The sequence below is a fragment of the Streptomyces sp. NBC_00207 genome, from assembly GCF_045160965.1.
GTDB lineage: Bacteria > Actinomycetota > Actinomycetes > Streptomycetales > Streptomycetaceae > Streptomyces.
In genome coordinates, this window is record NZ_CP130715.1 from 8,399,632 (window position 1) to 8,414,458 (window position 14,827).

General features: G+C 74.7%; 9 protein-coding genes. All 9 read left to right on the forward strand.

Annotated elements, in window-relative coordinates:
- Positions 1 to 19 precede the first annotated feature (19 nt).
- Positions 20 to 2,242: a TOMM precursor leader peptide-binding protein gene (locus OG472_RS38890; RefSeq protein ID WP_405942756.1), complete on the forward strand. Its 2,223-nt coding sequence runs from the start codon at positions 20 to 22 to the stop codon at positions 2,240 to 2,242.
- The gene (locus OG472_RS38895; RefSeq protein ID WP_405942757.1) at positions 2,232 to 4,304 is read left to right on the forward strand and encodes a TOMM precursor leader peptide-binding protein; all 2,073 of its coding nucleotides are present in this window, start codon (positions 2,232 to 2,234) and stop codon (positions 4,302 to 4,304) included. Before OG472_RS38890 ends, OG472_RS38895 begins: the two co-directional genes overlap by 11 nt.
- 44 nt (positions 4,305 to 4,348) lie before the next feature.
- Positions 4,349 to 5,980 carry a SagB family peptide dehydrogenase gene (locus tag OG472_RS38900; RefSeq protein ID WP_405942758.1) on the forward strand — a complete coding sequence of 544 codons (1,632 nt, stop codon included), beginning with the start codon at positions 4,349 to 4,351 and terminating at the stop codon, positions 5,978 to 5,980.
- A gap of 13 nt (positions 5,981 to 5,993) precedes the next feature.
- Positions 5,994 to 8,774 (forward strand): lantibiotic dehydratase, encoded by a 2,781-nt coding sequence (locus OG472_RS38905; RefSeq protein ID WP_405942759.1) that lies wholly within the window; start codon positions 5,994 to 5,996, stop codon positions 8,772 to 8,774.
- Positions 8,762 to 9,859 carry a lantibiotic dehydratase C-terminal domain-containing protein gene (locus OG472_RS38910; protein ID WP_401610451.1) on the forward strand — a complete coding sequence of 366 codons (1,098 nt, stop codon included), beginning with the start codon at positions 8,762 to 8,764 and terminating at the stop codon, positions 9,857 to 9,859. Before OG472_RS38905 ends, OG472_RS38910 begins: the two co-directional genes overlap by 13 nt.
- Positions 9,856 to 10,986 (forward strand): peptidase M50, encoded by a 1,131-nt coding sequence (locus tag OG472_RS38915; RefSeq protein WP_405942760.1) that lies wholly within the window; start codon positions 9,856 to 9,858, stop codon positions 10,984 to 10,986. Before OG472_RS38910 ends, OG472_RS38915 begins: the two co-directional genes overlap by 4 nt.
- Before the next feature lie 108 nt (positions 10,987 to 11,094).
- On the forward strand, positions 11,095 to 12,078 hold the full coding sequence (locus OG472_RS38920) for an ABC transporter ATP-binding protein (RefSeq protein ID WP_401610455.1): 984 nt from the start codon (positions 11,095 to 11,097) through the stop codon (positions 12,076 to 12,078).
- On the forward strand, positions 12,075 to 12,830 hold the full coding sequence (locus OG472_RS38925; RefSeq protein ID WP_401610457.1) for an ABC transporter permease: 756 nt from the start codon (positions 12,075 to 12,077) through the stop codon (positions 12,828 to 12,830). The genes OG472_RS38920 and OG472_RS38925 overlap by 4 nt, the downstream gene beginning before the upstream one ends.
- Positions 12,827 to 14,764, forward strand: coding sequence for a TOMM precursor leader peptide-binding protein (locus tag OG472_RS38930; RefSeq protein WP_405942761.1), 1,938 nt, complete (start codon positions 12,827 to 12,829; stop codon positions 14,762 to 14,764). Before OG472_RS38925 ends, OG472_RS38930 begins: the two co-directional genes overlap by 4 nt.
- The last annotated feature ends 63 nt before the right edge of the window (positions 14,765 to 14,827 follow it).

Sequence of the window (14,827 nt, forward strand, 5' to 3'; positions counted from 1 at the left end):
CGCACTCAGGGGTGTCCCCATGGCCCACGCCAGCTATCAAGCCGTTGCCGCGACCCGTCCCCGGATCCGCCGGGACGTGCTCTTCACCGAGACGCCGGACGGCGTGCTGTTCCACAACGCGGACGGCGGCTTCCGCCTCACGGCCAAGTCCGCGTACCGCTTCGCGACGCTGATCGTCCCCCACCTCACCGGCGAGCACTCGGTCGCCGACCTGTGCCGCGGCCTCGGCGAGGCACAGCGGAAGATGGTCGGCGACCTGGTCCGGACCCTGTACGAACGGGACTTCGCCCGGCCCGTCACCACCCCCGCCGAACCCGCGGCCGGGCAGGCGGTGCCCGCTCCGGACGTGGCCCGCCGGTACGCCCCGCAGATCGCCTACGCCGACCACTACGCCGACGACGCCGAGGCACGGTTCCTGCGCTTCCGGGAGACCCGGGTGGCCGTACTCGGCGAGGACGAGGTGGCCCGCTGGTGCGCGTCGAGCCTCATACGCAATGGCTGCGCGGCCGTCGGCGTGCTGCCGGGCCTCGACACCTCGGCGCTCGACGAGGAGGTCGCGGAAGCCGTCGCCGACGGCTGCCCGGCCGAGCTCCGCACGCTGCTCCCGGCCGCCGGCCGGGAGCCCAGCTGGTCCGAACTGGCCGACTACGACCTCGTGGTGGTCACCGGCGGCCGGCGCGCCCCCGCCCGGCTGCTGCCGCTGCTGCGCGCCGGCATCCCGGCGGGCCGCACCCTCCTGCCCGCCTGGTCGTACGGCTCCGACGCCGTGATCGGCCCCCTGATGGCCTCCGGCACCCCCGGCTGCTGGACCTGCGCCGCGCTCCGGCTCGGCGCTGCCGTGGGCCGCGACACCGCTGCCGCCGCCGAGCTGTGGAGCGCACTGGCCCTGCCCGGCAGCCCCGCGGCGGCAGGCCCGGAGCCGGGACGGCCGCTGGCCGCCATGATCGGCAACCTCCTGGGGTACGAGGTCTTCCGCACCACCTCGGGAGCCCTGCCCGCCGAGACCGCGGGCCAGGTGATCGTGCAGGACACGGCCTCGCTGGACGTCACGGCGGAGCCGCTCCTCGCGCACCCGCGGTGCCCCTTCTGCGCGCCCGGTGAGGAGACGGCGCGGGAGGCCGCGGCGCCCGTGGACCTCTCCACGGCAGGCACCACCGGGACGCCCGCCCTGCCCACCCTGGAGACCGCCCGGGAAGCGGACGCGCTGGTCGAGGAATTGAACCGGCGCTCCGCACTCGTCCGTCCGTACACCGGCGTGTTCACGCGCTACGCGGACGAGCCGCTCACCCAGCTCCCCCTCAAACTCGGTGTGGTGGAACTGGGCATCGGACACGCGGGCCCCCGGGCGATCACGGCCTTCGACGTCCACCACGTCGCCGGGGCGCGGATGCGCGCACTGGACGCCGCAGCCGTGGTCTACGCCGAGCACGTGGTCCCCGCCTACGGTGTCGTGGCCCGGTCCGAAGGGGCGGTCGCGGAAGGCTCGCTGACCGTCGCCTCCGGTCTGCCGGGCACGGCCGGCGCCTGGCAGCAGGCCGTCTCGCTCGTCACGAAGGAGCCCGCGCTGGTTCCCGCGGGTGCGGTCCGCCCCTTCGGGCCGCACAACGGCGACCGGCTCTTCGAGCGCACCCGGGCCGGCGCCGGCGCCGGACCCTCGCCCGCCGACGCGGCCGCCGCGGGACTGCTGTCCGCCCTCGCCCACGACGCCCTGCTGCGGGCGGTGCGCGGGGCCGCGGCCGCGCCCGTACCGCTGACCGCCGAGACGCCCGATGCCGAACTCGCCTTCCTCGTACGGTCGGCGGAGCGCCTCGGCCTGGGCGTCGAGCTCCTGGACCTCGGCGAGGGCGGACGTTCCGGGGTGCAGGTGCTGCTCGCGCGGGCGGGGGAGCGCTGGGCCGTGTGCGCGGACCTGGACCGGCAGGCGGCGACGGTGGCCGCGCTGCGGGACCTCCTGGGCGCCGTGCAGTACGAGCGGGACGACTCCGCACCCGGCGGACCGGCCGACACCGGTGATCCGCTGCTGCGGGACCTCGACGCCCGCACGCTCCCGGTGTCCGCCGACGCCCGGCCCGTCACCGGCGGCGAGGCCGCCGACTGGTCCGAGGTGCTGGACCGGCTGCGGGGGACGGGCCGAGACGCCTACGTCGTCCGCACCGGGGCCGCGGACCTGGCCTCGGCCGGACTGCACACCGCCAGAGTCCTGCTCACCACCGCCGCCCAGGAGCCGGGCGATGACCACTGAACCGCTGACCGCCGGTCCACCGACCCCCGACCCGCTGACTGCCGGTCCACCGACCTGCGACCCACTGACCGCCGGTCCACTGACCCCGGACCCGCTGACCGCCGATCCGCTGCACACGCCTGCGCCGGCCGCCGACCGGCTGACCGCCGGTCCCGAGGTCCCCGACGCGCTCGGCCCGGACGCGGCGGCCCGCTTCACCGCGCTGCTGGAGCGCGCCCTCGGCCTGCTCGGCGGCCCCCGGGTGAGGCTGGCGGTCCTCGGGTTCGGCGACGCCTTCACCCGGCCCGCCCCCGAGGCGGGCGACGGGGCGGCCGTCCCCGTCCACCTGTACGGCCACCAGGCGGTCGTAGGGCCGCCCGGTGGCTGTGCCCGGTGTCTGGAACGCCGCTGGCAGGCAGTACGGTCCGTCGCGCTCCGCGACGCCCTGGAACTCGGCGGCGGCACGCTGGCCGCCGCCGACTCGCCGTACGCGCATCCCTTCGCCGCCGACGCGCTGGCCGCCCTCGTCACGGCGACCGCCGAGCCGCGGCCCGGACCCCCACCCCCGGGAGTCTTTCCCGAGGTCCGGCTGCTGGACCTGCGGACCGGCTGCGTACGCAGGTACCCGCTGGTCCCCGACCCCGAGTGCCCGGTGTGCGCGGAGCCGGGGGAGGACACCGCGGAAGGAGCGGTGCCGACGCTGGCGCCCGCGCCGAAGTACCGGCCCGGGGTCTTCCGTACCCGCCCCGTCGAGTCGTACGGCATCGACGTGGCGGCCTTCGCGAACCCGCTGTGCGGGGCCCTGGGGCCCTCCCTCGTCCAGGACGTCTCCTCCACCTCCACCTCCGCGACCATCGGCTGCTTCTCGATGCGCTCGGGCGCGTACCTGCGCGAGACGTTCTGGGGCGGCCACACCGACTCCTTCGCGCGCAGCGCGCACGTGGGAGTGCTGGAGGGGCTGGAGCGCTACGCCGGGATGCGGGCGCGGGCGCGGACCACGAGCGTCACAGGGTCGCTGAACCGGTTCGGGGCCGACGCCGTCGACCCGCGGGAGGTCGGCCTGTACAGCGAGGCCTTCCACCGGGAGAACCCGCGCGTGCGCCCCTTCGACCCGGACCGGGAGATCGCCTGGGTGTGGGGCTGGTCGCTGCGCGACCGGGTGCCCCGCCTGGTCCCGGAGATCCTGACGTACTATCACGCACCGGGCCTGGAGAACCGGTTCGTGCAGGAGAGCTCCAACGGCTGCGCCTCCGGGGGCAGTACGGCCGAGGCCGTGTACTTCGGGCTGATGGAGGTCGTGGAACGCGACGCCTTCCTGCTCACCTGGTACGGGCAGCAGCCGCTCCCCGAGATCGACCCGGCGAGCAGCTCCCGGCCGTCGACCCGCGCGATGGTCGACCGGCTGGCGATGTACGGCTACCGGGCCCGGTTCTTCGACACCCGGATCACCTTCCCGATCCCCGTCGTGACGGCGGTGGCCGAGCGGTTCGACGGCGGCCCCGGCCGGATGTGCTTCGGTGCGGGAGCCGGTCTCGACCCGGAGTCCGCCCTGGACTCGGCGCTCTGCGAGATCGCCACGGACGCCGTCAACCTGCCCGGGCGCACCGAGCGCGACGAGGCCCGGCTGCGCGCCATGGCGGCCGACTTCGGCCTGGTCACGGCGCTGCACGACCATCCGCTCGTGTACGGGATCCCGGAGATGGGCCGGCACGCGGACTTCCTGCTGCGCCCGCCCGGCCGGGAGCACGAGCGCCCCCGGACGGTGGCCGATCTTCAATGGCCCGACCCATGGGGCTGCGCCGCGTCCGAGGACGTGCGCACGGATCTGGAGCGGTGTGTGTCGGCGGTGACGGCGGAGGGCTTCGACGTCGTGGTCGTCGACCAGACGATGCCCGAGCAGCGGGCCCTCGGCCTGCACACCGTGAGCGTGCTCGTCCCCGGTCTGCTCCCCATCGACTTCGGATGGTCCCGGCAACGGGCCCTCGGCATGCCGCGGATGCGGACGGCCCTGTTCACCGCCGGGCTGCGCGAGCGCGCGCTGGAGCCCGGCGACCTGAACCCGGCCCCCCACCCCTTCCCCTGACCCGGCCGCCGCCACCGGCGTCCCACCCGAACGTAGGAGGACCCATGGGCTACGCCCATGTCTACGCCCACGCGATCATGCACCGCGGCCGGGTACCGATGGAGCCCGTCGACTTCGTGCCCGACTGGGCCGACCGGCCCCGCAAGGCCAAGTTCCACCCGTACGCCGAAACGCTCCCGCTGCCGGCCGAGACGCCCGCCGAGATGCCGGACGCAGTGGCGCAGCGGCCCGCGGCGGGGTTCACCCTGCCGCTGCTGTCCGGGCTGCTCAGGGACTCGTACGGGCTGACCGGACGGCGTCTCGCGGTCCAGGCCAACACCGACCTGGCCGCGCTGCCGCACTACACGCACGCCAACTGGTCGCGGGGCACCGCCTCGGGCGGCGGGCTCTACCCGGTGGGTATCCACTGGGCGGCCGGGCCGGGTGGGCCGCTGACACCGGGGCTCTACCACTACGCGCCGCACCAGCACGGGCTGCGACGCCTGCTGACGGGCGATGTCACCGGGCAGGTCAGGGAGGCCCTCGGCGCCGGGGCGGGCGCGGCTGCGCAGGCCACGCAGTACCTCGTCCTCAGCGTCAAGTACTGGCAGAACGCCTTCAAGTACAACAGCTTCTCCTTCCACGCCGTGAGCATGGACGTGGGCGCACTGGTGCAGACCTGGCGCCTGTGGGCGGCGCAGTACGGGCTGCGGATCGACCCGGTGCTGTGGTTCGACGAGGAGCGGCTGGCCCGGCTGCTGGGCGTGGTGCCCGAGGAGGAGGGCGTCTTTGCGGTCGTGCCGCTGACCTGGAAAGACGGGACGGCGCCGGGTGAAAGCACGACGGCGCCGGGTGACAGCACGGCGGTGCCGGGGGAGAGCCTGCCGGTGCCCGGTACAGCCGGCGCCGCGGACGCCGCCGTCCGCCACCGGGACGTCGAACGCTCCCGGCAGGTCATCGTGTTCGAGACGCTGCTGCGCATCCACGACGCCACCGCCGGGCGGGCCGCCGACCGCCCGGCACAGGGCCTGCTGGACCGGGCCGCCGCGCTCCCGCCGCGGGGCGCCGACCCGCTGCCGCTGCCGCCTCCCCTCGCGCCGCCGGCCGACACCGGGCGGGCCCTGCGCGAACGCCGCAGCAGCTTCGGCCGCTTCGACGCCTCCCGGCCGGTCGCGTCCGACCCGTTCGCCGCCGTACTGGCCGACTGCGCGGCCACCCGGTACGGCACGGAGGCCGAACGCCCGGACGGCCCCCCGCTCACCTCGCTGTACGCGTTCGTCAACCACGTCGAGGGCATCGCCCCCGGCGCGTACGCCTACGATCCCGCCGCGCACACCCTGCGCCTGGTGAAACCGGGCCCGCCGGGCCCCTTCCTCCAGCGCAACTACTTCCTCTCCAACTACAACCTGGAACAGGCCGGCGCGGTGCTCGTCCCGACGGTCCGCACCACGGCGGTCCTGGACACCGTGGGCGACCGCGGCTACCGCCTCGTCGGCGGCACCATCGGCGCCGTCGCGCAGACCTTCTACACCACCGCCGCGGCCCTCGGCCTGGGCGCCGGCGTCGCGCTCGGCTTCGACAACATCGCGTACATCGAGGAGTTGGGGCTGACCGGAACCGACGAGGCACCCCTGCTGATCATGCTGCTGGGCCACGAGCGCCCGCGGCCGGCCGACTTCCGCCACGAAATAGCCTGAAGGGAGCGGGACCATGAACACCACCGAGTGGCACGCGGGCGACCGCTTCATGCTGCGGGTCGCGGGGCTGCCGCTGGCCGCGGTCGACGCCCTGCGCGCCGCGGACACCCGCCGCTGGGCCGAGGACGTCCTCACGGCCGAAGCGGCGCTGAACGCGGGCGCCGCGCGGCTCGGCGACCTCCTCCACGCAGCCGTCGGGGCCACCGACCCGGCTCCGGACGGCCCGGGCGCGGTCCGGCGCCGCGCACTCCTGCGGCTGCGCCGCCAGATCCACAACGGCCGGCTGCCGGCCCGTCCGGACGCCTCGACGGAGACGGCAGTGGAGGCCGTCGCGGCCGTGGACGAGGCCTCCGCCGAGCGGTTGGCCGGCTGGCTGCACCGGCGCCGGCTGCTCGACAAGCTGCTGGCCGAAGGCCCGCTGGTGCTCACCGCGGACCTGGCCCGCAACCGGGCCGCACTGCGGGAGCTGGTGGCCGACGACCGGCTGCGCCTCGGCCTGCTGCTGGCCTCTCCGGTGCTCGAGGGCCAGCTGGACGGCTACGCGCGTACCGAGGGCGTGCCGACCGGGCGGGCCCGCAAGGCCGAGCGGGCGGTCCTTTCGTACGTGTACCGCACGGCCTGCAAGACCAGCCCGTTCAGCACCTTCACCGCGGTGGCGACCGGCCGCTTCACGGACCCTGCCGGAGCAGGCGGTGCCGGGACGGACCGGGTGGGAGCGGACGGCCGCGGAGCGGATCGTGTCGGAGCGGACGGCGTGCGGGTGGCCGACGCATGGACCAGCCACGTCCGCCTCAACGTCGTCGTCCTCGCCCGGATCGCGGAGCTGATCCTGGCCGATCCCGTCCGCCGCCGGGACCTTCCGCTGCGCCCGGCCTCGGGCTGGGGCCACGAGGACGACCGGATCCGCTACGTGCGGCGCTCGGTCACCGCGGGCGACGACGCGGCCGCCGTCACCTTCGACGCGGTCAAGGACCGGCTGTTCTTCCTGCGCCGCAGCGGCACCCTCGACCGCCTCCTCGGCCTGTTCGCCGAACGCCCCGAGCTGCGGCACCAGGAGCTGGCCGACTGGCTCGCCGCCGAGCACGCCGCCGACCCCGCCGACTGCGAGGCATACGTCCGCGCCCTCCTCCAGCTCGGCATGGTGCGCGTGCCCTGCCTGGACACCGAAGTGCACAGCGGCGACCCGCTGCGGTCCTTCCAGCAGTCGCTGACCGCGCTGGAGCGGCCCTGGGCCGACCGGCTCGCCGCCCTGCTCGAAGCACCCGCGGCAGCCCTGGCCGCCTACCCCGCGGCCGGGCACGCGGAGCGGGCCGGGCTGCTGAGGGCGCTGCGCGCCGGCCTGCACCGGGTCCAGGAGGAACTCGGCGCACCGGACGCGGCCCTGCCGCAGACCCTGCTGTACGAGGACGTGAGCGCGGGCCGCGAGCTGCCCTGCCCGCCCCCGGACTGGGCGGCGCTGCGCGCGGTCGAGCGGATCCTGCCCGCCTTCGACCTCACACTGGCCCAGCGGATCACCTTCGAGGGCTTCTTCACCGCGCGGTACGGGGCAGGCGGACGCTGCGAGGACCTGCTGGGGCTGGTGCACGACTTCCACGAGGACTTCTTCGACCAGTACCTGTCGTTCACCGCGCGCCGCAAGCCCTTCGACGAAGACGGCCGGTACGTGCCGGAGGAGAACTGGCTGGGCCTGCCGGGCATCCGGGCCCTGGACGCGGCGCGCCGGGCGTTCACCGGCCGGATGAGGCAGGCCTGGGCGGCGTACGAGGGCGCCGGCGTCCTTCGTCTCGACGAGGCGGACCTGACGGCGGTCTCGGATGAACTCGACCCGGTGACAGTCGACTTCGCGCCCCGCTGCCACCACCTCCAGCTCGCCGCCGATCCCGCCGACGGCACCCCGCTGACCGTGCTGAACCGTTCGTACGGCGGACTGTCCTTCCCCTTCAGCCGGTTCACGCACGTGAACGACGGGCCGGGCGGGACGGACTCCGGCTTCTCCGCGGAACTCCGGGCCACGGCAAGCCGGATCACCCCGCCCGGCGCGGTCCTCGCCGAGGTCACCGGCGGCCCGGCCACCACCAATCTCAACCTCCACGGCCGGCTGACCGACTACGAGATCGTCTGCCCCGGCGAGAGCGGCACGCTCCCGCCGGAGCGCCGGCTCCACCTCGACGACCTGTACGCCGAGCACGTGCCGGAGACAGGCAGGGTGGTGCTGCGGTCGCGGCGGCTGGGCTGCCAGGTGATCCCCGTGTACCTCGGATACCTGGTGCCGCTCGCGCTGCCCGCGATCCCCCGCACGCTCCTCCTGCTGTCCCCGTCGTCGATGTCGCCGCTGGAGGTGTGGGCCGGCGTGCCCGAGGGAGCCGCGCACGACCACGTGACCGCCCGGCCCCGGGTGGTGCACGGCGACGTCGTGCTCAGCCGGCGCAGCTGGACCACCACGGCGGGTCACCTGCCCGTCCAGGGGGCCCGGGAGGCGGCGCACTTCCTCGACTGGCAGCGCTGGCGCCGCGCCCACGGCCTGCCGGAGCAGGTGTTCGCGACCGTCTCGGCAGGCCCCTCGGCCGCCGGGGCCAAGCCGCAGTACGTGGACTTCGCGAGCCTCCTCTCGCTCGCGGCCTTCGAGACGCTGCTGCGCGATCCGGCGTACCGGGTCGTCTTCCGCGAGATGCTCCCCGGCCCCGACGGCCTGCACGTGCACTCCGCACGCGGCGCCCACGTCGCCGAACTGGCCGTCGAAACCTTCACCACGACCATCCGAGACCAGGAAGGCGGCACGCGATGTCCGAGCTGACCCCGTCCACCCCCGGCGCACACGACGGGACCCGCGGCGCCTGGCAGGCCCTGCACATCTTCTACGCCGCCAACCCGCAGCCCCTGCTGGTGCAGTGCGTCCGGCCGCTGATCGCCGGTCTCACCGCCGACGGGCTGCTCGCCGGGCACTTCTTCATCAACTACTGGCTGGAGGGGCCGCACGTACGACTGAGGCTGCGGCCGGCCACCCCCGAGGCAGGGCCCGAGGTGCGGCGGCGCGCCGAGGAGGCGGTCGCCGCGTTCCTCAAGGCCCGGCCGGCGCTGTACGAAGTCGACTCCGGATTCCTCAACGAGTTCTACAACACGCTGTTCGACATCGAGTTCCCGGAGGGCGACCGGGCCGCATTCATGGGCCCCGACGGCCGGATGAACCTGCGGCCGAACAATTCGTACTCCCGGGAACCGTACGAGCCCGAATTCGGAAAGTACGGCGGCCCGGCAGGCGTCGAACTCGCCGAATGGCATTTCGCCCGCTCCAGCGATCTGGTCATCGACGCCCTGCACCGGATGAACCTGCACCTGCGGACCGTCCTGCTCGGCACCTCCGCCCAGCTGATGATGGTCATGGCGGGCGTCTTCCTGCCGGAGCGCGAGGAACTCACGGGATACCTCGACCGGTACTACGCCTTCTGGCACCAGGCCTTTCCCGGTACCGGGTTCATCGGCTCCGAGGAGTACGACCGGACCTACGAGCAGACCGCGCCCGGGCTCGGCCGCCGCTTCACCGCCGTGCGCGAGGCGCTCGCCTCCGGAGAGACCGGCCGGCTGCCGGCCTTCCTCGCCGGGTGGGCGGAGCACTGCCGGGAGCTGCGCGAGCGCGCCGAGACGCTCGCCGTCGGCGGGGACCTGGTCTTCCGCTCGTGGGACGGCACCTGCGACGAGCAGGTGACGGATCCCGCCGCGGCCCTGCCGCTGCTCCTGTCCCCGTACATGCACATGACCAACAACCGGCTGCACGTCACCATCCGCGACGAGGCGTACCTGGCGCACCTGCTGGGCCGGGTACTGCGCGAGAGCGACAGCGGCACCGGAGGCCGGACCGAGGGCGCGGCGGTCGCCCCGTGACCGGCCCCGCACCCACCCCCGCGCCGGGCCCGGCCGGGCTGCTGGAACACCGGCCCGCCCTGCGGCCCGAAATCCTGCTGTCCGCCCCGCTGCTCGACGGACCGGCCACCGTCCACCTGGTCAAGGACCCGCTGTCCGGCGCCTCGTTCGAGATCGGGCCCAAGGAGTTCTTCCTCGTCTCGCGGCTGGACGGCTCCCGCAGCCTGGCCGAGATCGGCACCGAGTACGGACACGCCTTCGGGCGGCGCCTCGGCGAGGGCAACTGGCAGCAGCTGCTGGCCCTCCTCGGCACCCGCCGGCTGCTCGTGGGCGGCCCGCCGCCGCCCGCACCCGCGCCACCCGGCAGACCCCTGCAGGGCACGCTGCTCCGCGGCACGCTGCGCCTGGTCGCGGACGCCGACGCCACCACGGCCCGGCTGCACCGCGCACTGCGCCCGCTGCTGCACCCCGTGCTCCTCGGCCCCCTGCTCCTGGGCTGCCTCGCCATGGAGGCCGTACTGGCGGCGTCGTTCGGTGAACTCGCCGGTTCCTTCGGGTGGTTGCTGCGCCATCCGGCAGCCCTGGCGGCGGTGGCCACGCTCATGTGGCTGAGCACGGCCCTGCACGAGTTCGCGCACGGCGTCGCGGCCCGCCATGTCGGCGGCACCGTGGGCGAGATCGGACTGCGGTGGCGGCTGCCCGCCGCCATCATGTACTGCACCGTGGACAACTACCGCTTCCTGGAACGGCGTCGGCACCAGGTGGCGGTCGCCTCCGCGGGTGCCTTCGCCAACCTGCTGTTCCTGCTGCCGTTCTTCGGCTGGTGGGCGCTGCTGCCCGGGGGCGACCCCACCCGGCGGGTGCTCGCCGCGCTCCTGCTCGCCGGCAGCGTGCAGGCACTCGTGAACCTGATCCCGCTGCCACCGCTGGACGGGTACACGATGCTCGGCCACGGCCTGCGCGTGACACGGCTGGCGCCCGCCAGTTCGGGGTACCTGCGTCTGCGGATGCGCGACCGGGCGGCCGCCGCCGCGTACCCGCCGAGGGCCCGCCGGCTCTACCTCGGATACGGCATCGGTTCCGCCGTGCTCGTCCTGCTGCTGGCGGCCGGCCTCACGGGCGCCCTCTGGTACGCCGTCACCACCTGACCCCACGACCCGGACCACCACCGAAAGGACCTCCGGCCGAGGGGTCCGGCCCGAAATCAGACCCGACAGCCACGACAGCCACGACCGACACAGAGGGACGCACGACCCATGACAACTGACAGCACCCAGCCGCCCGACTCCCCGGCCATCGCCGTCCAGGACGTACACAAACGCTACGGCGACCGCAGGGCGGTGGACGGGGTGTCCCTCGACGTGCGCCGCGGCGAGTTCTTCGGGCTGCTCGGCCCCAACGGGGCGGGCAAGACCACCCTCATAGAGATCATGGAGGGGCTGCGGCAGGCCGACGACGGCACGGTCCGCGTCCTCGGCCAGAGCCCCTGGCCCCGCAACACCGCCCTGCTGCCCCTGATGGGCGTGCAGACCCAGGCCTCGGCCTTCTTCGTACGGCAGAGCGCGCGCGAGCACCTCGTCACGGTCGCCGGTCTCTACCGCTGCGACCCCGCGGCCGCCGACCGCACGCTGGAGAGCGTCGGGCTCACCGAGCAGCGTGACGTCATGGTGGAGAACCTCTCCGGCGGCCAGCGCCAGCGCCTGGCCATCGCCTCCGCCCTCGTCCACAGCCCGGAGCTGATCTTCCTGGACGAGCCGACGGCCGCCCTGGACCCGCAGGCCCGCCGCGATCTCTGGGAGGTGTTGCGCGCCCTCAAGAGCGAGGGCCGCACCATCGTCTACACGACCCATCACCTCGACGAGGCCGAGGCGTTGTGCGACCGCGTCGCGATCCTCGTCGGCGGCCGGATCGCCGCCCTCGACTCGCCGCACCGGCTGGTCGCCGCGGCCGGTGCGCCGTCGCGCCTGCTGCTGCCGGTGGGCCGGATCGGCGTCGACGAGGCCGCGGCGCTGCCCGGCGTGGACCGGGCCGTCCTCCAGGGCGGCTCCCTGGTCCTGGAGACCACCGCGCCGGGCAGGGTGCTCCAGGCCGTGGACGCGCTCACCGGGCTGGACGGGGTGATGACCCGTACGGCCACGCTGGAGGACGTCTACCTCGAACTCACCGGCGCCGCAGCACACCCCGACCCCCGGATCGGCCCCCAGGCAGGCCCCCACACGCAGACGGAGCACCAGGCATGAGCGCATACACGGCCCTGACCGCCGCCGGCTACCGGGCGCAGGTCCGGGACAAGGCCACCCTCTTCTTCACCTTCGCCTTCCCGCTGCTCTTCCTGGTCGTCTTCGGCCTGATCTTCAGCGGGCAGGACGTCGAGGAGACCGGCCGCCCCTACATCTCGTACATCGCGCCCGGGGTGATGTCGTGGGGCGTCGCCAACGCGGCCGTCTTCGGCATCGCGTTCACGCTGATGCAGTGGCGGCGCGACGACCTGCTGCGGCTGATCCGGCTGACGCCGACCCCGCTGACCACCGTGCTCGCCTCGCGGTACGTGCTGGCCCTGGCCGTGGGCGTGGTGCAGGCCGCGGTGTTCGTCGCCGTGGCGATGCTCCCCGGTTTCGGGCTGGTCCTGGACGGGCGGTGGCCGCTGGTGCTGCCCGCCCTGGTCCTCGGGATCACGGCGTTCCTCGCGATCGGCGTGATCGTCGGCACGTACGCGAACACCCCGGAGGCCGTGGCCGCCATCGCCAACTGCCTGATGGTGCCGATGGCGTTCCTCTCCGGCTCGTTCCTGCCGCTCGACATGATGCCGTCGTGGCTCCGGTCGGTCTCGCGCGTGCTGCCGCTGCGCTACCTCAACGACGCGGCGACCGGCGCGCTCACCGGCACAGGCCCCCTCACCGCCGTCTGGACCGGATGGGCGGCCCTCCTCGGCTTCGCCCTCCTGTTCGGCGCGATCGGGCTGAAGACCTTCCGCTGGAGCAACCGGACATGACGACGACCTCCGCACGTCCGCTCGCCCCCGACGGGACGCCCCTGGAGGCGGCGAGGCGGGACCTCGCCCGGGCGCTGGAGCCGCTCGGCGCCGTCGTGGTGACCCTGGGCGTCCACGACGCCCTGGGGCCGCGCTCCGCCGATCCCTTCGCGGCGGTCCGGCCCGGCGCGAGCGTGCACCTCACGGCGCGCGAGGTGCTCGTCGGCCCGTGGGGCGGTGACGGCACCGCACCGGCGTGCGGCCAGTGCCTGGCCATGCGGCGCCAGCGGCTGCGCAGCCGGAGCGAACGCGACGCGCTGGAGACCGGCCTGGGGACGGGCACGCCCGCCGGCCCCGAGTGGCCGCGGCTGTCCCCGTACGCGCACGACGCCGTGTACGCGCTGCACGAGGCCGTCCACGGCGGCCGGGCCGGGGCACCCGCGGGGGAGTCCGCCGACCGGACCCTGCCCCAGGTGTCCCGGCTGGACCTGGAGACGCTGCGGATCCGCACGTACCCGCTGCTGGCCGACCCGCTGTGCCCGGACTGCGGCCCCCGGGGCACCGACACCCCCCGGCCCTTCGCGCCCGCGTCCCGGCCCAAGCCCGACCCGGGCGCGCAGCGGCTGCGGGCCGCGTCCTCGTACCCGATGCCGTACGCGGCGCTGGCGAACCCGGTGACGGGGGTGCTCGGCGGCGGCACCTGGCTCAACGTCACCTCGCCGACCACCGCCCCGGTCGCGGGGAGCGTCTTCATGCGCGGGTACGCGGGACTCACGGACGTCACCTGGAGCGGGCAGGCCAACAGCTTCACCGCCAGCCGCGACCTCGCGTACCTGGAGGGGCTGGAACGGTACGCCGGAACGCACCGCCGCACCGGGAACAGCCTGCTCACCGCCTCGTACGCGGAGCTGGGCGAGCGCGCGCTCGACCCGGCCGAGTGCGGCTTCTACGCCCCCGGGACCTACCGCGACGACCCGCTCGTCTCCCCCTTCGACCCGCAGCGGCCGATCCCGTGGGTGTACGGGCACTCGCTGCGCGACGACCGCCCCGTCCTGGTCCCGGCCCGGCTGGTGCACTACAGCGCCGGGCTCGCCGCCGACAACTTCGTCTTCGAGTGCTCCAACGGCTGCGCCATCGGCAGCTGCCCGGAGGAGGCGCTGCTGGGCGCGCTGCTCGAACTCGTCGAACGGGACGCGTTCCTGATCGCCTGGTACGCCGGATTGCCGCTGACCGGGATCGACCTGGCGACGGTGCCGGGAACGGCGGTGCGCACGATGGCCGACCGGGCGGCGCTCCAGGGGTACGACGTGCACGCCTTCGACAACCGCATCGACCTGGCCGTGCCCGTGGTGACCGGGCTGGCGGTGCGGCGCGACGGCGGCCCGGGGCTGTTCTCCTTCGGCGCCGGAGCCGCGCTCGACCCCGCGACGGCCGTGGAGGCGGCCCTGTCGGAGGTGCTCACGTACATTCCGCACCTGCCCCGCCAGGTCGAGGAGCGGCGCGGCGAACTGGAGGCGATGGCCACGGACTTCAGCCGCGTCCTGCACCTGAAGGACCACGCCCAGCTGTACGGGCTGCCGGCCATGGCGGAGCACGTACGGCCCTACCGGGAACCGGTGGCCGTGCGCGCGATGGACGACGTGTACGGGTCCTGGACGGAGCACGGCCGGCCGCGCACCGGCGATCTGCGCGACGACCTGCTGTGCGTCGTGGACGAGTTGGTACGGGCGGGGCACGACGTGATCGTCGTCGACCAGACCACCCCGGAACAGCGGCGGATCGGGCTGCACACGGTCTGCGCGGTGGTGCCGGGGCTGCTGCCGATCGACTTCGGGTGGTCCCGGCAGCGGGCCCCGTACCTGCCGCGCCTGCGGAGCGCGCCGCGGCGCGCGGGGCTGCGGGAGGCCGACCTCACCGAGGCCGACATCCGCAGGGTCCCGCACCCCTTCCCGTAGCTCCCGCACACGGGCGGATGCCCCGGTCCTCGCACGGGCGAGGGCCGGGGCATCCGGGTGTCC